The sequence below is a fragment of the Marinobacter antarcticus genome (genome assembly GCF_900142385.1).
Classification (GTDB): domain Bacteria; phylum Pseudomonadota; class Gammaproteobacteria; order Pseudomonadales; family Oleiphilaceae; genus Marinobacter; species Marinobacter antarcticus.
Window position 1 is genome coordinate 1,020,960 of sequence record NZ_FRAQ01000001.1, and the last position, 19,884, is coordinate 1,040,843.

At 55.8% G+C, this 19,884-nt stretch carries 20 protein-coding genes; 12 read left to right on the plus strand and 8 right to left on the minus strand.

What is annotated here, in order from left to right; genetic code table 11:
* Positions 1-52: 52 nt before the first annotated feature.
* From BUA49_RS04765 to slmA, 8 genes are all read left to right on the plus strand, one after another.
* A complete protein-coding gene (locus BUA49_RS04765) occupies positions 53-1,408 on the plus strand; it encodes a peptidylprolyl isomerase (protein WP_072795964.1) in 1,356 nt (451 codons plus the stop codon).
* The gene (gene pdxA, locus BUA49_RS04770; RefSeq protein ID WP_072795965.1) at positions 1,408-2,451 is read left to right on the plus strand and encodes a 4-hydroxythreonine-4-phosphate dehydrogenase PdxA; all 1,044 of its coding nucleotides are present in this window, start codon (positions 1,408-1,410) and stop codon (positions 2,449-2,451) included. Before BUA49_RS04765 ends, pdxA begins: the two co-directional genes overlap by 1 nt.
* Positions 2,448-3,275 (plus strand): 16S rRNA (adenine(1518)-N(6)/adenine(1519)-N(6))-dimethyltransferase RsmA, encoded by an 828-nt coding sequence (gene rsmA, locus BUA49_RS04775; protein ID WP_072795967.1) that lies wholly within the window; start codon positions 2,448-2,450, stop codon positions 3,273-3,275. Before pdxA ends, rsmA begins: the two co-directional genes overlap by 4 nt.
* Positions 3,268-4,068, plus strand: a complete 801-nt coding sequence (locus BUA49_RS04780; RefSeq protein WP_072795969.1) for a symmetrical bis(5'-nucleosyl)-tetraphosphatase — start codon at positions 3,268-3,270, stop codon at positions 4,066-4,068. The genes rsmA and BUA49_RS04780 overlap by 8 nt, the downstream gene beginning before the upstream one ends.
* Positions 4,069-4,096: 28 nt before the next feature.
* Positions 4,097-4,486 carry a DUF423 domain-containing protein gene (locus BUA49_RS04785; RefSeq protein ID WP_072797666.1) on the plus strand — a complete coding sequence of 130 codons (390 nt, stop codon included), beginning with the start codon at positions 4,097-4,099 and terminating at the stop codon, positions 4,484-4,486.
* 7 nt (positions 4,487-4,493) lie between these two features.
* Positions 4,494-4,694, plus strand: coding sequence for a sulfur carrier protein ThiS (thiS, locus tag BUA49_RS04790; protein WP_072795971.1), 201 nt, complete (start codon positions 4,494-4,496; stop codon positions 4,692-4,694).
* Between the two features lie 85 nt (positions 4,695-4,779).
* Positions 4,780-5,589 (plus strand): thiazole synthase, encoded by an 810-nt coding sequence (locus tag BUA49_RS04795; RefSeq protein WP_072795973.1) that lies wholly within the window; start codon positions 4,780-4,782, stop codon positions 5,587-5,589.
* 22 nt (positions 5,590-5,611) lie between these two features.
* Positions 5,612-6,199, plus strand: a complete 588-nt coding sequence (slmA, locus tag BUA49_RS04800) for a nucleoid occlusion factor SlmA (protein ID WP_072795975.1) — start codon at positions 5,612-5,614, stop codon at positions 6,197-6,199.
* Between the two features lie 84 nt (positions 6,200-6,283).
* On the opposite strand, the gene BUA49_RS04805 is transcribed toward slmA, so the two are convergent.
* Both BUA49_RS04805 and BUA49_RS04810 read right to left on the minus strand, forming a co-directional pair.
* Entirely contained in the window at positions 6,284-7,108 is an 825-nt protein-coding gene (locus tag BUA49_RS04805) for an inositol monophosphatase family protein (RefSeq protein ID WP_072795977.1), read from the minus strand.
* Positions 7,109-7,162: 54 nt separating this feature from the next.
* Entirely contained in the window at positions 7,163-8,458 is a 1,296-nt protein-coding gene (locus BUA49_RS04810) for a pyridoxal phosphate-dependent aminotransferase (RefSeq protein ID WP_072795979.1), read from the minus strand.
* Between the two features lie 80 nt (positions 8,459-8,538).
* Here BUA49_RS04810 and BUA49_RS17970 point away from each other — a divergent pair, with 80 nt between their 5' ends.
* Complete coding sequence (locus BUA49_RS17970) at positions 8,539-8,688, plus strand: hypothetical protein (protein WP_228704403.1); 150 nt, start codon at positions 8,539-8,541, stop codon at positions 8,686-8,688.
* A gap of 45 nt (positions 8,689-8,733) precedes the next feature.
* On the opposite strand, the gene BUA49_RS17975 is transcribed toward BUA49_RS17970, so the two are convergent.
* The 4 genes from BUA49_RS17975 to BUA49_RS04825 form a co-directional block, all read right to left on the minus strand.
* Entirely contained in the window at positions 8,734-9,033 is a 300-nt protein-coding gene (locus BUA49_RS17975) for an ABC transporter substrate-binding protein (protein WP_228704404.1), read from the minus strand.
* A gap of 58 nt (positions 9,034-9,091) precedes the next feature.
* The gene (locus BUA49_RS17980) at positions 9,092-9,703 is read right to left on the minus strand and encodes a substrate-binding domain-containing protein (RefSeq protein ID WP_228704405.1); all 612 of its coding nucleotides are present in this window, start codon (positions 9,701-9,703) and stop codon (positions 9,092-9,094) included.
* A 115-nt stretch (positions 9,704-9,818) separates the two neighbouring features.
* Positions 9,819-10,133, minus strand: coding sequence for a DUF3301 domain-containing protein (locus BUA49_RS04820; protein ID WP_072797668.1), 315 nt, complete (start codon positions 10,131-10,133; stop codon positions 9,819-9,821).
* Positions 10,134-10,218: 85 nt separating this feature from the next.
* Positions 10,219-11,832, minus strand: a complete 1,614-nt coding sequence (locus BUA49_RS04825) for a methyl-accepting chemotaxis protein (RefSeq protein WP_072795981.1) — start codon at positions 11,830-11,832, stop codon at positions 10,219-10,221.
* A gap of 285 nt (positions 11,833-12,117) precedes the next feature.
* Here BUA49_RS04825 and BUA49_RS04830 point away from each other — a divergent pair, with 285 nt between their 5' ends.
* Together BUA49_RS04830 and BUA49_RS04835 are read left to right on the plus strand one after the other, a co-directional pair.
* Positions 12,118-13,794 (plus strand): putative bifunctional diguanylate cyclase/phosphodiesterase, encoded by a 1,677-nt coding sequence (locus BUA49_RS04830; protein WP_072795983.1) that lies wholly within the window; start codon positions 12,118-12,120, stop codon positions 13,792-13,794.
* 266 nt (positions 13,795-14,060) lie between these two features.
* The gene (locus BUA49_RS04835) at positions 14,061-14,885 is read left to right on the plus strand and encodes a helix-turn-helix domain-containing protein (protein ID WP_228704406.1); all 825 of its coding nucleotides are present in this window, start codon (positions 14,061-14,063) and stop codon (positions 14,883-14,885) included.
* A gap of 64 nt (positions 14,886-14,949) precedes the next feature.
* On the opposite strand, the gene BUA49_RS04840 is transcribed toward BUA49_RS04835, so the two are convergent.
* Together BUA49_RS04840 and BUA49_RS04845 are read right to left on the minus strand one after the other, a co-directional pair.
* Complete coding sequence (locus BUA49_RS04840; RefSeq protein ID WP_072795987.1) at positions 14,950-18,027, minus strand: efflux RND transporter permease subunit; 3,078 nt, start codon at positions 18,025-18,027, stop codon at positions 14,950-14,952.
* Entirely contained in the window at positions 18,027-19,130 is a 1,104-nt protein-coding gene (locus BUA49_RS04845; RefSeq protein WP_072795989.1) for an efflux RND transporter periplasmic adaptor subunit, read from the minus strand. The genes BUA49_RS04840 and BUA49_RS04845 overlap by 1 nt, the downstream gene beginning before the upstream one ends.
* A gap of 254 nt (positions 19,131-19,384) precedes the next feature.
* On the opposite strand from BUA49_RS04845, the gene BUA49_RS04850 reads away from it, so the two are divergent.
* Positions 19,385-19,882, plus strand: coding sequence for a J domain-containing protein (locus BUA49_RS04850; protein ID WP_072795991.1), 498 nt, complete (start codon positions 19,385-19,387; stop codon positions 19,880-19,882).
* The last annotated feature ends 2 nt before the right edge of the window (positions 19,883-19,884 follow it).

Below are 19,884 nucleotides of genomic sequence, written 5' to 3' on the forward strand. Positions count from 1 at the left end.
GTGCCATTCCGGTACGCTATCCGCAGGCTTATATCTTCATTAAGAGGTGATTATGAAGGCGACGATTCGCCAGGGTTTACAAACACTGCTGATGCTGTTGGCAGTGGCGCTTTCTTTTTCGGTCCAGGCTGAGCGCAAACTGCTCGACCAGGTGGTTGCCATTGTTGATGACGATGTGATCCTCCAGACCGAGCTGGAAGCAAGAATTACCACCATTGCCGGGCGGCTCAGCGCTCAGGGCACCGGCCTGCCGCCGCGTCGCCTTCTTGAAGAGCGGGTTCTGGAGCAGCTGATCACCGAATCCGTCCAGCTGCAGATGGCGGACAAGATGGGTATGCGCATCAGCGATAACGAGCTTAATGAAACTCTGGCCAATATCGCCGAGCGCAATGGCATGAGCTTGCCCGAGTTTGAAGACCAGCTTGCCGCTGAGGGCGTAAGCTACCGCCAGGCCAGAGAGCAGATCCGCCAGGAAATGATCACCAGCCGGGTACAGCAGCGCCAGGTGGGCAACCGCGTTCGTGTTACGGATCGGGAGGTTGAGAACTATCTGCAGGCGCTGGAGTCCAGCGGTGGTAACGATGCGGAATACCGGCTTGCCTATATCTTTCTTGAGCTGGATGACCCCGCCGATGATGCCTCTGTAGACGCGACCCGTAAAAAAGCGGAAGAACTCCGCGCTGCGATTCTGAACGGCCGGGATTTCCGCGAAGTGGCGGTTGCTGAATCCGATGCCGGCAATGCGCTTGAAGGCGGCGATATGGGTTGGCGCAGTGAACGTCAGTTACCGTCACTGGTTGCGCCGGTTGTGCCAGAACTGGAAGTTGGCAGACCGTCGGAGGTTTTGGAGAATAACAGCGGTTTCCACATGGTGATGGTGATGGACAAGCGCGGAGGTTCTCAGAAGCAGGTCATTCAGCAGAACCGTGTGCGGCACATTCTGATACGGCCGTCCGAAGCGGTAACAGATGCTGAGGCGGAAGCCACCATCCGGGACCTTTTTCAGCAGATCCAGGACGGGGCTGATTTTGCCGCGCTGGCACGCGAGTATTCAGACGATCCCGTATCCGGCTCTGACGGTGGCAATCTTGGCTGGGTAAGCCCGGGCCAGATGGTGCCGGCGTTTGAGCAGGCAGTTCAGGAGGCGGATGTAGGCGAGTTCAAAGGGCCGTTCCGCTCACAGTTTGGCTGGCACATTCTTCAGGTTGAAGAGCGCCGTCAGAAAGACATCAGTGGCGACGTGAAGGAAGCAGAGGCCCGCCAGGCAATCTATCGCCGCAAGTTCGAAACCGAGTTGCAGAACTGGCTTCGGGAAATCCGTGATGAAGCCTTTATCGAATTCAAGGGTGAGTACGCGAAAGACGCCGTTGAAGACGAATCCAGCGATGCGCAGGAAGCCGCAGAATAATGAGCGATGAGGTTGTTCTGGCCCTGACTGCCGGCGAACCCGCAGGCATAGGCCCCGAGCTTTGCCTGCAGTTGGCTACCGGGCAGCGCGGTGTCGGTGTGGTTGTAATTGCCAGCCAGTCATTGCTGGAGGAGCGAGCCAGATTGCTGGGTCTCGACGTCACGCTGCACCCCTGGCAACCGGGCCTGGTGCCGAGAAAAGGTGCGGGCGAGCTTTCTGTATTGCACGTTGCGGGTTGTGCGTCGCTTCAGGCTGGCAAACTGGATACTGCCAACAGCCGCTATGTGCTGGAAACCCTGACAGTTGCTGCCAGAGGCTGCCTTGCAGGAGACTTTGACGGCATGGTCACGGCGCCGGTTCATAAAGGTGTTATCAACGAAGCGGGCATCGAGTTCAGCGGTCACACCGAGTTCCTTCAGGAGCTCTGCGGTGTGGAGCGGGTGGTTATGATGCTGGCTACAGAAGAGTTGCGGGTGGCATTGGTCACAACGCATTTGCCCCTTAAAGATGTGCCCGCCGCGATTACGCAGGAACGGCTGACCCAGGTCGTCACCATTCTGAATGCCGACCTGAAAAAGTTTTTCGGGATTGAGCGGCCAAGAATTCTTGTAGCTGGCCTGAACCCTCACGCCGGCGAAAACGGCCACCTGGGGCGAGAAGAAATTGATGTCATCGAGCCGACGCTCGAGAAGCTTCGTGCTGATGGCATGCAGCTGACTGGCCCGCTACCGGCAGATACGTTGTTTACTCCGCACTGGCTTGACGATGCCGATGCCGCACTGGCCATGTACCACGATCAGGGGCTGCCGGTTCTCAAGTTCCAGGGCTTTGGTCGCGCGGTAAACATCACCCTTGGTTTGCCCATTGTGCGGACATCGGTGGATCACGGTACGGCTCTGGATCTTGCCGGCACTGGCAAGGCAAATGCTGGCAGCTTGCACACCGCGATTCGAGTGGGTGAGCAGATGGCACGCTCCCTCAAATCTGCGAATTCGAAAACTGCTAAACATCGCAAAGCCCCCAATAAAGAGAAATCTGAGTGAGCAAAAAAGCCGGCCATCAGGCCAGGAAACGGTTTGGCCAGAACTTCCTTCACGATCCGGGCGTTATCGAGCACATTATTCGCGCCATTCACCCTAAACCGGACGATGCCATTGTAGAAATCGGCCCCGGCCTTGGTGCTCTGACGGAGGAGATCCTGGCCGTCAATCCGAAGCTCCAGGTGGTGGAGCTGGATCGCGATCTGATTCCCATACTGCGCACCAAGTTTTTTAACTACCCGGAATTCCGTTTACACCAAGCCGATGCGCTGAAGTTTGATTTCAGCCAGCTCACAGACGGAAAACCCCTGCGTATTATCGGCAACCTGCCTTATAACATCTCCACGCCTCTGATTTTTCACCTGCTGTCTCAGGCGGGCGTGGTGCAGGACATGCACTTCATGCTGCAGAAAGAAGTGGTGCAGCGGATGGCCGCAGTATCCGGCGACAACAATTATGGCCGGCTGGGTATCATGACCCAGTACTTTTGCAAGGTTCAGCCCCTGTTTGAAGTGGGGCCCGACGCGTTCAGGCCTTCTCCTAAAGTTGATTCTGCCATTGTGCGCCTGGTTCCCTACACTGAGCTGCCTCATCCGGCGAAAGATCTCGGTACGCTGCAAGCCGTGGTAAGAACCGCGTTTAACGCGCGCAGAAAAACCCTGCGCAAGGCGCTGGGTGGCCTGGTGACCGTTGAGCAGCTGCAGGCCCTGGGAATCAATGATGGCCTGCGACCGGAAAACCTCAGTCTGGCGGACTATGTGAGTATCGCGGACTTCCTGGTAGGCGAGAAAGGCATCGATGGCAGTGGTGGGGACAGCAATGACTGACTACGCCATAGGCGATATTCAGGGCTGTTACGATCGCTTGAAGGATGTCCTGGCCAAGGTGAATTTTTCACCTTCCCGAGATCGCCTTTGGGTGGCGGGTGATCTGATCAATCGGGGACCGTCATCCCTGAAAACCCTGCGCTACATTGAAAGCCTTGGCGATTCGGCTGTGGTGGTTCTGGGTAATCACGACCTGCATCTGTTGGCTGTGGCTCTTGGTGGCCACGCGCCGAAGCGCAAGGATACGCTTGCAGAAATACTGAACGCCCCGGATCGCGATAAGCTGGTGAGCTGGCTGCGCCGGCAGCATCTGTGTGTGCACGACTCTGAACGCAACTTCATGATGGCTCATGCTGGAGTGCCCCATATCTGGAGCATTCAGCAGGCCTTGGCCTATGCCCGTGAAGTGGAAGAGGTAATTCGCGGGGAGCATGCCCCGGAATATTTTGCGCGGATGTACGGCAACAAGCCGGAGGGTTGGAATGAGAATCTCGCAGGTATGGATCGCTGGCGAGTCATCACTAACTACTTCACCCGGATGCGTTTTATTGCCAGTGATGGCAGGCTTGAACTGACCGCCAAAGAGTCCGCCGACAGCGCGCCGGAAGGCTTTGCACCCTGGTTTGAATTCCCCCGCACTGATGATCTGCGCGTGATCTTCGGGCACTGGGCTGCCCTTGAAGGCAAAACCGGCATCGACCGGTTTATCGGGTTAGATACCGGCTGCGTCTGGGGCGGTACACTCACGATGATGAACCTGGATACTGGAGAAAAGATCCATTGTGACTGCTGAATCCGTAAAACTGCACTCCCTGGGCCTTATGCGCCTGCCCATAGTTACCGGTGCTTTTTTTGCCCTTATGGCGGTTATGGCAGGCGCCTTTGGTGCTCACGGGCTGCGCAATGTTGTGAGCGAGCGCAGCCTGGAAGTCTTCCAGACGGCGGTTACCTATCAAATGTATCACGCCATTGCACTGTTGCTGGTTGCCCTGCTGTCCGGGTTTGGCCTTTCACGGCGACTGCTGGGATTCGCTGCCGGGTTCTTTCTCACGGGTATCCTGCTGTTTAGTGGCAGCCTGTACACACTGGTGTTGACCGACATACGCTGGGTCGGCCCTATCACGCCGATGGGTGGCGTATGCTTTATGATTGGCTGGGCATTGTTGCTGACAGCTGGCGTACGCCGGCAAGCAAATAAAGACAGAGGTTGAGGACGATATGCAAGTTCAGGTAAATGGTGAAGCCATGGACCTCCCTGAAGGAGCCACGGTTGCAGCGTTGGTGGAAAGAATGACCCTCGCGGGCAAGAGGCTGGCGGTGGAAGTGAATGAAGACATTGTACCCCGCAGCCAGCACGCCAAATTTACACTGAGTAACGGCGATCGCGTTGAAGTGGTGCACGCGATCGGGGGCGGCTAAAGCCTCGCCTGGCCGGGTAAAAGCCTGGCCGTGATATGCCTCTTGAAGAATTTACATCACTACGTTTTATCAAACCGGAAACACTATGACCGACACGCAAGAGATCCAGTTGCCCGAAGACAAGCCTCTTGAAATTGCAGGCCGTATTTATCAGTCACGGCTACTGGTTGGCACTGGCAAATACCGCGACCTGATGGAAACCGGCCACGCCATTGAAATGAGCGGCGCTGAAATCGTGACCGTAGCCGTTCGCCGTTCGAATCTGGGGCAGAATCCGGATGAGCCCAACCTTCTGGATGTAATCTCTCCAGAGCGCTACACCATTCTGCCCAACACGGCGGGCTGTTATACGGCCAAAGACGCTGTACGTACCTGCAAACTGGCGCGGGAGCTGCTCGACGGCCGGGATCTGGTCAAATTGGAAGTGTTGGGTGAACATAAGACCCTGTACCCGAACATGCCGGAAACCCTGGTGGCTGCGGAAGAGCTGATCAAAGACGGCTTCAAGGTAATGGTCTACTGCTCCGACGATCCCTTGCTGGCCATGCGCCTCGAGGAGATGGGCTGCATCGCGATCATGCCGCTGGGTGCGCCGATTGGCTCTGGCCTGGGCATCCAGAACCGCTACAACATCCGGTTGATCGTCGAAAATGCCAAGGTGCCCGTGCTGGTGGACGCCGGTGTAGGCACCGCATCCGATGCCACCATCGCCATGGAGTTGGGCTGTGATGGAGTGTTGATGAATACCGCCATCGCCCAGGCGAAAGACCCGATTAAAATGGCCAACGCCATGCGCCTGGCCATTGAAGCTGGGCGGGAAGCCTATCTCGCGGGGCGGATGCCCAAAAAGCTCTACGCGAGCGCGTCGTCGCCCCTTGATGGCACCTTCTTCTGATACAGAGCGCTGCAGTATTGCCATGACCGATCAGAAACCCAGTCGCCGGGAAGCGATTCTCCACGCCCTTCTGGAACTCCTGGAAAACGATCCAGGGGCCAGAATCACTACCTCTGTGCTTGCCAGGTCTGTTGGTGTGACCGAGGCGGCACTATACCGTCACTTTCCCAGCAAGCGGAAAATGTTTGAAGCGCTTCTGGAGTTTGCGGAAGAAGCTGTGTTCTCTCGCTGCCAGGTGATCCTTCAGGAACAGGATGATGTACGAGTCCGGTTGCAGCAGCTGGTGCATCTGGTGCTCGTCTTCGCCGAGCGCAATCCGGGGTTGTGTTGTGTTCTTACGGGAGATGCTTTGGTGGGCGAAAATGAGGCGCTGCGCAAGCGTGCCTCTCAGTTCTTCGAGCGTCTGGAAACCCAGGTGCGACAAACATTGAAAGAAGGCGAGATCCGCCAGGGTTTGCGGCCGCGCACCAGTGCGACTCGGGGTGCGGATTTTGTTCTGGTGTTCATGGAAGGCCGGATTCAGCGGTTTATCCGCTCGTCGTTTTCCCGGCTGCCCTCAACCGATTTCGACGAAAGCTGGGGGTTGGTTGCTGAGGCTGTTTGGTCGTAGTTTGGTGGTTTTTTCTTTATGGCCTGACCGTGCCTGCCCCCGAAGATGGAAAGCTACAAAAAGAAAACTCCCCTGGGTCAAACCTCACTCATAACCGGAAGCAGAACGAAGAATCTGGCGAACAGGTTCCCAGATGGCGGGCGCTGAAATCAGGATGTCGCGGCCCCAGAGGTCGGCGGGGTAACCGTCAGGTACCTCGCTGAAGTGGCCGGCTGTAGCGCCTGCTTCCAGGGCTATCAGGCGGGCGGCGGCGAAATCCCAGGGGCTGACGTTTTCGTAGTAAATGTCCAGTCGACCACAGGCCACCCAGCAGATATCCAGAGCAGCAGAGCCGATGCGGCGCAGGTCGCGGCACTGGTGAATCATTGCATCCAGGCGGCTTATCAAGGGAGCCAGATTGTCCTTGGTGTAGGGGAAGCCGGTTGCAAAAAGCGAGTCCCTCGGAACCGTAGCGCCGCTGTGATAAACAGGATTGCCGTTGAGCGTGGCGCCATCGCCGCGGGTGGCGCGGAAGGTTTCGCCCGGGAAAGGTGCGTGTACCACGCCGGACTGTACACGGCCGTTTTCAGCGTAGGCGATGGACACTGCAACCTGCGCGTGGCCGTAGGCATAGTTTACCGTGCCATCGATGGGGTCAACGATCCACAGGGGTGTTTCCAGCTCCTCAGCCTGGCTGAGATCCGGCATGGATTCTTCGGACAGGATGCGGTGATCGGGGAAGCGCTTGCGGATGGCGCCGGTGATGAACTCATCGGCCATGATGTCGGCGTGGGTGACCAGTTCAGTCTGCTGCTTATAATCGGTGCGCAGGATGTTGTGATCACGCTCCCGGCGAATCAGTTCTCCGGCCTCCCGGGCCAGATCTTCAGCAAAATCGGTAATGCCCCGCAGGGAAACAGAATCAGACATGGCGCCCTCGTTTGGATCTCGTAAGAGTGAGGTCGCCAGTCTACCATGGCTGGATTACAGGTGGTTCAGCCAGGCCTCCATCTTGTCCATGGCCTTCATCAGGCGCGGGCAGGCCTTCTCGATAAAGTCATCAGCCAGCTCCTGATCACCATAGTCTCCGCCGGCCAGCCGCAGAGACTCAGCACCGTCAAAGTCCACGAACGCCAAGCGCGCGGCCAGGTGGTCGGGCGCAAACCCGAAGTCACTGGCAGGGAGAATGGCAACGCCCGTGTTTTCCAGCAGTGACTGGCAAAACGCCTGGCTGGTTTTGATGTCTTTTCGTGTGAGTTGGTCGCGAAAGCTGGAGAAGTCCGGGAACAGATAAAACGCGCCTTCCGGCTTCTGCACGACGGCCCCCATGTCGCTCAAGCGCCGGTGCATATACTCACCAATCACTTTAAGCACCCGGCGGGATTGTTTGAGGTACTCGTCTATGTCATCGCCACCGTCAAACGCGGTGATTGCAGCATGCTGAATCGGAGCGCTGGTGGCGGTGTAGGTTTCGCTGGCGATGATGGCCATGGCATCCTGAAGCGGGCGCAGCTCTTTCGGGAAAATGAAGGTGCCCAGGCGCCAGCCGCCGGCACCCGCCCACTTGCTCAAGCCGGTGCTGATGATGGTGCCTTCGGGATAGTAGCGGGCGATAGACTTGTGGCGTCCCTCGAAGTGCACTTCTCCATAGATCTCGTCGGAAAGCAGGATGAGTCTGTATTTGCGGGCCACATTGGCAATGGCCAGCAGCTGGTCGTCGGTGTAGGTGCAACCGGTGGGGTTGGACGGGTAGTTGAGAATCAGAATGCGTGGGCGGGAAACGTCGTCCCGGCAGATGATGTCCAGTTCCTCAGCGGTCAGCTGCCAGTTGTTCTCTGCGTGGGTGGGCAGCCAGTGCACCGAGCGACCGATAATGCGGGCCTGGGGGGCATAGGAAACCCAGCTTGGGCGTGGAATGAGAAGGTCGCCGTAATAGGCCAACTGCAGAATGAATAGCAGTTCTTTGGAACCAGGACCGATCAGTACGTCTTCCCAGGTACAACGCATGCGCTCACTGCGGTTGATATAGCCGGCAATGGATTCACGCAGGCTTTTGAGGCCTTTGACTGGAAGGTAGTCCTTTTCGTGGGCGTGTTCTTTTAACGCATCCACTACACGCTCAGGAACAGGGAAGGGTGACTGCCCCAGCCCGAGCTTGATGATGTCCTTACCTTCGGATCTGAGCTGGTTACTCAGTTCGTTAATACGCAAGGTGGCCGAGGGCTGAATGCCGCGAACATTCAGGTTGATCGCAAAGCGTTGGTCGTTATGGATGTCCATTTTCCCGTTCTGTTGGTTGAGAGTGGCACGGACAGTATAGGAAACCCAAACATATATTTGGGCTTTTTGCGGATAAGTGATTGCCCTTAGCGGTCGCGAACCCAGACTTCCACGCGTCCGTTCCGTTTCTGGCCGCTTGCGCCTCAGGCCATGCCTACAGGCATGAAGTGACCGTAGCCGGTGTAGTCGACATCCGGGACATTGAAATCCGCGAGAGCCTTGCGCACTGAAAGCGCTCGCAATTCCGAGATCATCTGGGCTCGCAACTCGTTACCTTACTGATCAGCGAAACCGATTAGCATCAGGTCGTCGGCACTGCGGCTTTCCCTGATGAGATACTCTGCTAACCGTCGCAGGTCTCTCTGCGCCTTATTGTCCAGTTTGGTGCGTCCTTCCGAGAACCTGAAGTTGACGGTCAGCCGCTTGTAGTTCTGTGTCAGTAACTTGAAGGTGGGCGGTGTGGTATCGGCCAAGTCGGGTTTGACGGCGAGTGGATTCTGGGAAACGAAACCTGATCTGGAAACAATGGCCTGGCCTTCCGCATCAAGTACGAATTCCACGAAGTCTTTCGCCATGGCCGCTGTATCATCGCCAGGTGTTTACATGAACAGGTGCCTGGAAAGCGGGTGGTCTTCACTGGCAACGGTCAGCCGGGATGGCTTCAGTGCTGGAGCGGTCATCTCGTGCATACAGCGTAATGGATTGATTGGCGCCGCCGATCTCTGACCAGTTGCGGATTTCGCCGGAGAATACTCTCGCCAGTGTGCCGATACTCAACTGATTGATCTGGTTTGAAGGGTGAACCAGAACTGCCAAGCCATCAATGGCAATTACGTGCTCGTTTCCGAGGCCTTCCAGGTTGGCGCGCTCTGCCATTTGTTGCACTTCCGCCGGTTTGACGGCCCGGGAGGAAGCCCAAATATCGGCGCTGCGGGCCTCCAGGGCGTTGAAGCCTGTGCTGGAGCCGTGGGCGGCGATCAGAACTCGAACGGAAGAACCGGTTTGGCTTCCAGTCAGGACCTTCTCATTGTCCTTGCTGTTGTCGATGGTTTGAACCGGGTTATAACCACGATGTGTGAGAAAGCCCTTGACGAGCAGGGGCGCGAGTCTTGCGCCAATGGTGTTGGACCCATGGATCTCCATCTCTTCGGTGTGGCCGGGAGATGTGTGGAAAAGCAAAAGCAGAGAGAGCATTCCTGGTAGAGCGCTTTGCGGAATTCCGAATGAGTGGCGTCTTTGCATCATAAAACTTCATTACAACAGATAGTTAGCGTTGCAGGGAGAATGAGGCAGAATTATTACAGGAATATTTCAACGGTCGCAGGTAATCGCAGTAACTGGAAGCGCTCATCCTGGGGGATCAGGGAAGACGATGGGGGTCCAGTTCCATGTGCAGTATTCGGGGTCCCAGCATGATGATCCGGCCGCTGTAGCGCTCTTCGCCGGTTGATGTGAAATCAAAGAGGAAACGCCGCCACACACGGATCTGGCCATTGTCGTCGCGCTTGAACCAGATACCTCGCAGGTAGATGGCGTCATCAAGCAGCATGACGTCCATGGTTTTGCAGTAGCGATGCGCAGCCTGAAGTACGGAGTCTTTTATGGCTTTGGCGCGCCACCAGTACCATATGGCAAAGGTTGTAATAAATAGCCAGAACAGAGTTCCCAGAGTCATGATAACAACACGATAGCGGCGATCTTCCAAAAGAAATATCAGGTCAGAGCGCCAGACTACCCTATTGTGAGAGTTCGGGGAATCGCTATGGTTTTGCCTGAGCTACGGCGTGAACGGCCGGTAACTGGCCGGAAAGCATTTTCAGGAAGTGGCTGGTTAGGAGTTGGGCCTGGTCCACGCTGTTGCCAAGATCCTCGGATTCCTGCCGGGCACTTTCGCTGCTCCGCACGGACTCATCACCCAGCGTAAGCAGGCGGCCTACTTGTCGCTGTACCTGCAGGCTGAGGGCGGATTGCTCTTCCGTAGCGCCAGCCACTTCATGGGTGCAGCTTGTGATTATCTCGACGTCCTTGAGGGTAGACATAAGTGCCTTGCTGACCTCGCCTCCCATGAACGTGGCTTGCTTGCAGGCGCTGGCACCCCGGTCAATAACGTCTACAACGCTGTGGGTTTCGTTTTGCAAAGCGCCGATGATTTCTTCGATTTTCTGCGTTGACTCGTGGGTGCGCCGGGCCAGTCCGCGGACTTCATCGGCAACGACGGCGAAGCCGCGACCAGCATCACCCGCTCGCGCAGCCTCAATGGCCGCGTTGAGCGCCAGCAGGTTGGTCTGTTCCGCAATATCGGAAATCACATCCAGCACGAGACCGATCGCGTCACTTTTTTCCGATAGGGCGGTTATTCTCTCGTTGGCGGCGCAGAGCTGGTTTTGCAAACTGGACAGGTCGTCATTCATTACCTGCATCTGCTGCTGGCAGTGGCCGGCCGATTTGCTGGCGTCCATGGTTGCGTCATGGGTTCTGCTTGTCAGCTCGCTCACGCCTTTGACGCTGCGCGCCAGCTCATCAAACGCCTGGGTAATACTCTGGATATCCTCGCGCTGGCCGCGGATGCTGGCAACTGAATGCGAGACCCACTCAATCGTGCGTTGCTTGCTACCGTGCAGGTGTCCGACATTTGTGTGCATGCGGGCTGAAACCGCACGCAGGGTAGCGTTGCGTTTTTGTCGGTCGAACTCGATCCATGCGCTTTCATCACGGCGGCCGGTATAGATCCATGGCATGGCTGGGTGAGCGTCGCGACAGGCTGCCCTTGCACTTTGGACCATCGGGTGTGTCAGCCATTGCAGAACCAGAAAAACCGCCAGTAACAGTACCTGAAGGAACGCCAGGCTTGGGGTGGGCAGGGCAGTCAGGCCAAGAGCCAGGAGCCCTGTTGCCAGTATTCCGTAAAGGCTGAGTAGCTTCCAGGGCAACGCCGGGCTGACGGCGAGAAACCGGCGTGGAATGTTGCCGCGATTCCAGGCGGCGTAAGCCATTTCGGCCCTCTTGATCTGGGCGCGATCGGGGAGTACGCGCACAGACTGGTATTCCACGATGCGGCCCTCGTTAAAGATGGGGGTTACGAAGGCATCTACCCAGTAGTGGTCACCGTTTTTACACCGGTTCTTGACGATCCCGCGCCACGACTCACCGCTTTTTATCGTCTGCCACAGATCCCCGAATGCTCCTGGCGGCATGTCCGGATGCCGTATGAAGTTATGGTGTTGGCCAATCAGTTCATCTGCGGTATAGCCCGAAACCTCGGAGAATGCCTCATTAGCAGCGGTAATCTTGCCTTTCAGGTCAGTTGTGGTGATGAGATTGAAGTGCTCGGGATAGGCCTGCTCGTGCTGGGTGACCGGTTCATTTTTGCGCATACCGTGTCCTGCTTTGCTCTTATTGTTTTATCGTTGTCCGGGCTAGCGCTCTCGTGTATACGCCGATACCTGCGCACCGATAGATCAGGGTGTGTTCAGTGTGTAGTTAAAAACACGGCGGTGAATATCCATATAATGCAAATTGTGAGCGCCTGTTCATTTTTTTTATGATTTGCTTTCGCAAGTCTATTTTTGCGCGATGTGGATAGTCGAGAGCTGGTTTCGTTCTATGCTGATGATGCCTAACGCTATAAAGCAGGCTGGGATATCAGGAGTGGGTCATTCATGCAGTTTGAGCAGCAACAAGACTTCAGGGCTTTGGTCGATCAGTATCCACGCGCGATCATGATCGCCACAAAAGAGCCCAGAATTATCTATGTAAATCGCATGTTCCGGTCCGTTACCGGTTACCAGTCAGATGAAGTTCTGGGAGAGCCACCTTCGATTCTGAGCTCCGGGCTGCACGTGCCGGAATTTTACCAGACCATGTGGCAGGCTTTGAGCAGCAAGGGGCGCTGGGAGGGGCTGATCTGGAACCGGAAAAGAAGCGGTGAGATCTACCCACAATGGCTCAGCATCTACCCGATGGAGTACGAAGGACGACAGGCATATGTGGGCATGTTTATGGACGTGGGCGAGAGGACGGGTGCGGATGAGCGGCTGGCTTCACTTGCTTACTACGACCCTCTTACCGAGCTGCCCAATCGCTCATTGTTTCAGGAGTTTTTGAAAGCCCGCGTAAGCCAGTATTCACGTGAGGGAGCCCGTTTTGCAATCCTGTTTATTGATCTGGACTTTTTCAAGTCGGTCAATGATCTGCATGGGCATGAGTTTGGTGACGGTGCACTTCGACAGGCGGCACTTTGCATTCAGAGTGTTGTTCGCAAGGGTGATGTAGTGGCTCGGCTTTCAGGTGACGAGTTCGCGGTCATTATCGAATTGCCGGCGCGTGATGAGCTGGGTGAGGTCTGTCAGCGCATGATACAGGCTTTTCGTGCCCCGGTGATTATCGGGCAGAGGGAGTATTTTCTCTCTGCATCTATCGGCGCAGCGGTTTATCCCTCGCATGGGAAGAGTGGGGCGGAGCTTTGGCAGAAGGCAGATCGTGCCATGTATGCGGCAAAACTGGCAGGCCGGGCGTGCTATCGCCTTTACAGCGAGGCGGACGACGAAAAAGGGCGTCTTGAACAGCAACTCTCGGAAGCCCTGACGGCGTCTCTCAAAACCTCATCGGACGAGTTCCACGTAATGTACCAGCTCCAGTACGACCTCTGTTCAAGGCAGGCTGTGGGGATGGAGGCTTTGTTACGCTGGGATCATCCGGAATTCGGTTCGGTATCGCCAGCCGACTTTGTACCCCTTGCAGAGCGTCGCGGCCAGATTCATGAAATGACCCAGCACTTGGTGCGCGGGATAATGGCAGATTTACGGGACGCTCCGCCGGTCTTGCCTGGACCGTTCCGCTTGGCTATCAACATTTCCGCTCGTCAGATTACGGATGCCCGTCTGCGCCAGGCTATCGGCCCTCTGTTTGCGCGTATTCGCGAGATTGGCTGGCTACCGGAAATCGAAATCACCGAAACTCATATTATGCATCTGTCCAGCCAATGTCTGGAAATCCTCAGGGAGTTCCGGGATCAGGGCGTGGGGATAGCCATTGACGATTTCGGGACAGGCTACTCATCGCTGGCTTATCTGCAGAACCTGCCGGTACAGGTGCTCAAAATAGACCGGCAGTTTATCAGCCGCCTGGGCGCGAAGGACTCCGATTCAAGGATTGTGTCTGCCATTCTGGGGATTGCAGAGGCACTGGAGCTGGAAGTCGTGGCCGAGGGTATCGAGACGCAGGCCCAATACCAGACGCTTTGCGAACTGGAGTGCCAGCGCGGCCAGGGGTTTCTGATGGCAAGGCCTCAGCCTTGGCAGCAGATAAAAAGAACAATAATTGATCCATGTCAATAAACAGTTCAGCTGGTGCCCGTGTACCGGGAATTTTGCAAGATATGGCCAAGGCGCTGAAGGCATTTGCTCTACATTGCCCTGAGTAGAGAATTCACAGCCTTTGAAACTTCAAGTATATGCCATATATAACAACAAAACCCGAGCTGGAAACCCACCTGCGCATACACTGCGCCCACCGAGACCTTTGGCTCCGAACCGTCAGGCTGGTTTCTGGTTGTGATATCAGCGGTTGCGAGCCGCATCAGTCGACAGGGCCAACAGGCTGTTTGTCCGAGCTCATAACGACAGCCGGTACTATCATTGGGCTGCATACTAGTCAGGGCGTAGATATTACACAGTGTAGGGCACCCAATGAATTTCTGCTGTTCCCGACAGCCGGAGATGTATCTATCGCGTCATCAGACGGCATCTGGCGAGCGGTTGATATGCCGCTTCAGGTGGGTGCCGGAAACATCTTTAACCTCAGGCTGGCTGAGAATAGTCGCGTGGTTATTCTCGGTCCTTTGGGCAAGCAGCCCTCAGTAAATTCATCATTCGAGCGCTTGCCAGAGCTGACTGGCCTTATTAAAGGTTATCTCGACAATATTCGGTTCTATATCGATGAAGCCCATGCCTTAGCTCTAACCGGAGACTTGTTTGATCAGCTGGCTGATTATCAGGCTGGGTGCCTGGCGCCTTCTGCATCGGAGCTGGCAACTCCCGATCGTCGCCTGATAAGGACGATCGAAAAAATTGAGCAGGATTCGGGGTGGGAGTTTAATTTGCAGGAGCTTGCCAGCCATTCTGGTGCCAGTGAGCGTAACGTTTACTATCTGATGAAGCACAATACCGGAATGACACCCTACCGTTTCTACCAGCGCCAGCGCCTGATCCGTGTGCGTCGCAGGCTCGTGGATTGCAGAGAGGGCGAACCTCATATTTCACGATATGCTGCTGATGAAGGTTTCTCCCATCTTGGCCGGTTTTCCGCTTTGTATCGGGAGCATTTTGGCGAGCTGCCGAGTGAGACGGTTCGGTGGCGGCAGCGCGTACTTGAAATCGATGCTGGTGCTGGCCAGCCACCCAGAGATGTGGAATTGGTTCCTGGCTGACAGCCAATAAAAAAACCCGGCTCACCATAAAGCGAGCCGGGTTCTGAGGTTTACCGGTTATCCGTTATGAGTTCACGGGTACCGGTTTTGAGGCCTCAATTTGCTCTCCTTTTTCTGCGTTGTGATCGCGGGCCAGCAAAATATAGAATGCCGGCAGTACGAAGACGGTGAACAGGGTGCCAATGCCCAGGCCGGCACTGATAGTCAGGCCAATAGCAAAGCGGCTTTCTGCACCCGGGCCAGCTGCGAGGAGCAGCGGCACCATGGCAAAGATCAGCGCCAGTGACGTCATTATGATCGGCCGTAGACGAATGGCGGCGGCCTCAATAACGGCTTCCACTTTATTCATGCCTTTGTTTTTCTGTAGCTGGTTTGCAAACTCCACGATCAGTATACCGTTCTTGGATACAACCCCGATCAGTGTAATCAGACCTACCTGCGTATAGATGTTCATGGTTGCAAAGCCGAGCACGATAAACGCCATTGCACCGGCCACCGACATGGGAACCGAAATCAGAATGATAAACGGATCACGCCAGCTTTCGAACTGAGCTGCCAGTACCAGATAGATAACCAGCAAAGACAGGAAAAAGGTGACGATCAAGGCGCTGCCCTGGTTTGCCAGCTGTCGGCTCTGCCCGGTGTAATCGAAGGTGAAGCCCTGCGGGAATACCTCGTCTGCGGTCTGCCCCATGAAGTCCATGGCCGTCCCCGCCGCTACACCCGGCATAACCACCCCTTGCAGGGTGAGGGAGTTCTGCTGGTTGAACTGTGTGCGGCTGGAGGGTTCCACATCGTGAGCAAAGCTTACGACGCTGCCTAGCGGCACCAGTGTACCTCTGCCTGTGCGGATGTAGTAATTGTTCAACGCCTGCTCATCCAGCCGGAACTTCTGATCCACCTGTGGGATTACCTGATAGGAACGGCCTTCCATGCTGAAGCGGTTGATGTACCCGCCGCCGAGCATGCTGGAAAGCGACTGTCCCACATCCTGCATGGAGAGTCCGAGATCGGCAACCCGGTCACGATCTACCTTGATGCGTGTAACCGGGCGGTCGAAGTTGATGGATTTCTGCAAGAACATGAAGTTACCGCTGCCCATCGCCTTGCCCAGCAATTCATCGGCCACCTGATCTAGCTGCTCGTAGCTGTTCCCCGTAGTGATCACGAACTGGAACGGTAGACCACCCCCTGAACCGGGAAGGGAAGGCCGCGGGAATACCGCTGTCTGCAGACCGGTTACGTTCTTGAGCTCCGCATCCAGCAGGGGCTGAGCCTCAAACTGGGTAATCTCCCGCTTACTCCAGGGTGCCATTTTGAAACCGCCGAATACGGCGTTGGGAGCGGTGATGCCGACGATCATGAAATCTTCGGCATAGCCAGGTACAGAGGCTATACGTTCCTGAACTTCGTCCCCATGCTCCAGAAGGTAATCCAGCGTAGACGTCTGTGGTCCAAGGCCCTGATAAAACAGAATGCCCTGATCTTCTGTAGGCGCCAGTTCGCTCTGGCTCATCATCGCCATAAAGTAGATGGAGCCCAGTACGACGAGCGCAAAAAATACCACCACGGACTTGGTTTGCATCAGTGAGCCGAGCGCGGTTTTATAGCCCGAAGCAATGCCGCTGAACGTGCGCTCTACCAAGCTCTCGAATTTGCCCGGGTTACCATGGGGTTTGAGAACCTTGGCAGACAGCATTGGCGAAAGCGTAAGTGCAACAATGCCCGAGATCACCACTGTGCCCGCCAGAGTAAATGCAAATTCGGTAAACAGGGAGCCAACCAGCCCGCCCATAAACCCGATAGGTGCATAGACCGCCACCAGCGTTGTGGTCATGGCAATAATCGGCACCGCCATCTCACGTGCGCCGTGCAACGCTGCATCAATCCGCGATTCGCCTTGCTCAATGTGTCGGTGTACGTTTTCCACCATGATGATGGCATCGTCTACCACCAACCCTATGGCCAATACCATGGATAGCAGCGTAAGCAGGTTCAGGGAGAACCCGAACATCAGCATGATGAAGGCACCGCCGATCAGTGATAGCGGAACCGCAATAGAGGGCACAATGGAAGCTCGTATCGAGCCCAGGCAAAGGAACACCACCACGAGCACGATACCCATAGCTTCAAGCAGGGTGAAGATAACCTCATTTATGGAGTCCTCAATAAAGTCTGAGGCATCGTAGGCAAGCCGAACGTTCAGATCGCCCGGCAGCTGGCTTTCGATATCCGGAAGATCGCCTTTGACCAAGCCTGCTACCGTGAGCGGGTTAGCTCCGGGTGCCAGTTCGATCGCGACATAAGTCGCTGGCAGGCCTTTGTAAAGCGCCAGCGCGCTGTAGGTTTCTGACCCCAGTTCCACGCGGGCAATATCCTTGAGCCGGATCTGGGTTCCGTCAGCCTGCTTGACCACAAGGTTGCGGAACTCGTCGGGGTCCGCTACATCGGTATCACTGGTCATGCTGATTTCTGTGTAGGCACCTTTGGTATTCCCGACAGCAGCCTGATAGTTGTTGGCGCGCAGCTTGGCCACCACTTCCGTAGGCGTCATATCGACCGCGGCCAGGCGCTCCGGGTCCAGCCAGACCCGCAATGCAAATTTACGACCAAGCAACTGTGCTTTACCAACTCCGGACAAAGCCTGAAGCCTTGGCTGCACTACTCGGGTCAGGTAGTCAGTAATTTGTGGGACGGCCATTTCGCTGCTGTAAAAGGCGATATACATCAGCGCTGTGGAGTCACCTGTGGTGGAGGTGATAACTGGATCCTGAGCTTCCGCCGGGAGCACGTTACGCTGGCTGGCGACTTTTGCCTGGATTTCGGCCAGTGCGGCGTTAGCGTCGTAGTTCAATATCATCTTGGCTTCAATGGTCGACGTGCCCTGGGAACTCGTAGAGGTCAGGTAGTCGATGCCGCTGGCTTCGGCAATAGCCTGTTGCAGAGGCGTCGTGATAAAGCCTTTGATCAAATCCGAGCTGGCTCCGGGATAGGCCGTTGTGACCGTAACCGTGGTGCTTTCAAGCTCCGGATATTGCCGGATTTCCATTTCCATTGCGGCCCGGGCACCGAGCAACAGAATAAGAAGGCTGACCACCGTCGCCAGTACGGGACGATGGACGAAAATGTCGGTGAATCGCATTACTCAGATGCCCCCTGCGGCTGCGCTTCCTCTTCCTGAATCTTGACCTTCTGGCCGGCACGGAGTCTCAGCAGTCCTTTGGAAACCACTTTCTCGCCTGCTTCAAGGCCGGAGAGAACAGCAACCCGCTTGTCTCGAGTGGGGCCAGCGGTGATGGTGCGGCGATTTACAACCAGGTCACCCTGGTCGTTTTCCTCGATGGCAAATACGAAATCGCCGTAGGTGTTATATGAAATAGCGGTGCGGGGAATGGTAACAACTTCGTTATCTTTCGGCTTTTTGGTCAGTATGGTTGCAAACATACCAGGCCGCAGGAGACCCTCCGGGTTATCCAGGGTAGCGCGAACGCGCACGGTGCGGGTTTCCGGATTTACGGACGTGTTGATGGCGCTGACCTTGCCTTCAAACTCCTGCTTGGGGACGGCTGCAACCGTAGCAACTACCGAATAGTCCCGGGCAACGTCTTGCAGATTCTTCTCAGACAGGGTGTAGTCTACGTAGATCGGGTTGAGCATATTGATTTCAACGATCGGCGTGCCGGTGGCAATGTACTCCCCCTGATCTACCATACGAATACCCAGGTTGCCGTCAAACGGGGCGCGGATTACTTTCTTGCTCAGTTGAGCGTCTGCTTCATTGACACGGGCACGTGCGGCGTCGAAGTTCGCCTTGGATTCGTCATACTGGGATTGGGATACAGCACGCCTTGGCAACAGGTCGGAGATGCGCTTGAATTCCTGTTCTGCCAGCTGGGCCTCCGCCCGGCGGGTGCGCACAGCGGCCTCATCAATTGCAGTATTCAGGCGGATGAGTATGTCGCCCTGTTTGACGGTGTCACCGGATTCAAAGTTAATGCTTTCAATAACACCGGGAACCTCGTTGGCCACCTCAATGCCGTTGATTGCTTTGATGCTGCCTACAGCTTTGATAGAAGGTGTCCAGCTCTCCGTGCGGGCTTCGGTGGCAGATATTTGCGCCGGCGGTTGGGGTTGGGACATCTGTTCTTCCATTTGCCCGAACTGGTAAAATTTGTAGCCGAAGATGCCGCCAAGCACCACGCCGAGGAAAATAATTGCGATCAGGAAGCGGGAAGCAGTGCGCATAGTTCAGGTCCTGGAAATCTCTGTCTGGTCCGGAGTTTGCGTTGAGCAGGAGGGAAAACAGATTTATTGTGTTTCCTTGCCGGGTCGGTGCATAACAACAGACTGTTTGGATGCCGAAATTATTGAGCAACGACAAAACATAGCATCCTACAAAATTCAGGGTGCCGTTGTCACCGGTTTGTAGGTATATGTGGCTAGCATTATCCTTGGCTCAGGTGCCAGAATTACGATCTTACATCATTAAAGGATCAACCATGCAGTGGATACTGGGAATCGCGTTGGCGGCAGCCGTCTTTGTGGTTCTGAAGCAATGGGGCGGATTGACGGCAGAAAAAAAGAAGGCTGCCACCTGGAAAGCCGTTCTCGTTGTTGGTGGTGCCTTGCTGGTGTTCATGGTTCTTACCGGCCGAGTGCATGTGCTGACAGCGGCTGTCGCTGCATTGCTTCCGCTGTTGCGCAAGTTGCCGGAGATTGTCCGGTTTGTGCCGGGGCTGAATCGCTTCTTTTCGGGCGCTGGTGGCCCCAGTCAAGGGGCGGGAGAGCAGCAGAGGGCTAGTCAGGCGCAGAGCAGTGACATGTCCGAGCGTGAGGCCATTGAAATACTGGGCGTTACCGAGGATTGCTCGAGAGAAGTCGTTGTTATGGCCCACCGTCGCCTGATGCAGAAACTGCACCCGGATCGGGGCGGGAGCGATTATCTCGCTGCAAAGATCAACGAAGCCAAAAGCATATTGCTGCGCAACAAGGTTTAAGC

Excerpts from the sequence above, each read along its gene's own strand:
- BUA49_RS04765 (WP_072795964.1), top strand. The coding sequence starts at position 53 with ATGAAGGCGACGATTCGCCAGGGTTTACAAACACTGCTGATGCTGTTG.
- pdxA (WP_072795965.1), top strand. The coding sequence starts at position 1,408 with ATGAGCGATGAGGTTGTTCTGGCCCTGACTGCCGGCGAACCCGCAGGC.
- BUA49_RS04780 (WP_072795969.1), top strand. The coding sequence starts at position 3,268 with ATGACTGACTACGCCATAGGCGATATTCAGGGCTGTTACGATCGCTTG.
- BUA49_RS04785 (WP_072797666.1), top strand. The coding sequence starts at position 4,097 with ATGCGCCTGCCCATAGTTACCGGTGCTTTTTTTGCCCTTATGGCGGTT.
- thiS (WP_072795971.1), top strand. The coding sequence starts at position 4,494 with ATGCAAGTTCAGGTAAATGGTGAAGCCATGGACCTCCCTGAAGGAGCC.
- BUA49_RS04795 (WP_072795973.1), top strand. The coding sequence starts at position 4,780 with ATGACCGACACGCAAGAGATCCAGTTGCCCGAAGACAAGCCTCTTGAA.
- slmA (WP_072795975.1), top strand. The coding sequence starts at position 5,612 with ATGACCGATCAGAAACCCAGTCGCCGGGAAGCGATTCTCCACGCCCTT.
- BUA49_RS04805 (WP_072795977.1), bottom strand. The coding sequence starts at position 7,108 with ATGTCTGATTCTGTTTCCCTGCGGGGCATTACCGATTTTGCTGAAGAT.
- BUA49_RS04810 (WP_072795979.1), bottom strand. The coding sequence starts at position 8,458 with ATGGACATCCATAACGACCAACGCTTTGCGATCAACCTGAATGTTCGC.
- BUA49_RS17975 (WP_228704404.1), bottom strand. The coding sequence starts at position 9,033 with ATGGCGAAAGACTTCGTGGAATTCGTACTTGATGCGGAAGGCCAGGCC.
- BUA49_RS17980 (WP_228704405.1), bottom strand. The coding sequence starts at position 9,703 with ATGATGCAAAGACGCCACTCATTCGGAATTCCGCAAAGCGCTCTACCA.
- BUA49_RS04820 (WP_072797668.1), bottom strand. The coding sequence starts at position 10,133 with ATGACTCTGGGAACTCTGTTCTGGCTATTTATTACAACCTTTGCCATA.
- BUA49_RS04825 (WP_072795981.1), bottom strand. The coding sequence starts at position 11,832 with ATGCGCAAAAATGAACCGGTCACCCAGCACGAGCAGGCCTATCCCGAG.
- BUA49_RS04830 (WP_072795983.1), top strand. The coding sequence starts at position 12,118 with ATGCAGTTTGAGCAGCAACAAGACTTCAGGGCTTTGGTCGATCAGTAT.
- BUA49_RS04840 (WP_072795987.1), bottom strand. The coding sequence starts at position 18,027 with ATGCGATTCACCGACATTTTCGTCCATCGTCCCGTACTGGCGACGGTG.
- BUA49_RS04845 (WP_072795989.1), bottom strand. The coding sequence starts at position 19,130 with ATGCGCACTGCTTCCCGCTTCCTGATCGCAATTATTTTCCTCGGCGTG.
- BUA49_RS04850 (WP_072795991.1), top strand. The coding sequence starts at position 19,385 with ATGCAGTGGATACTGGGAATCGCGTTGGCGGCAGCCGTCTTTGTGGTT.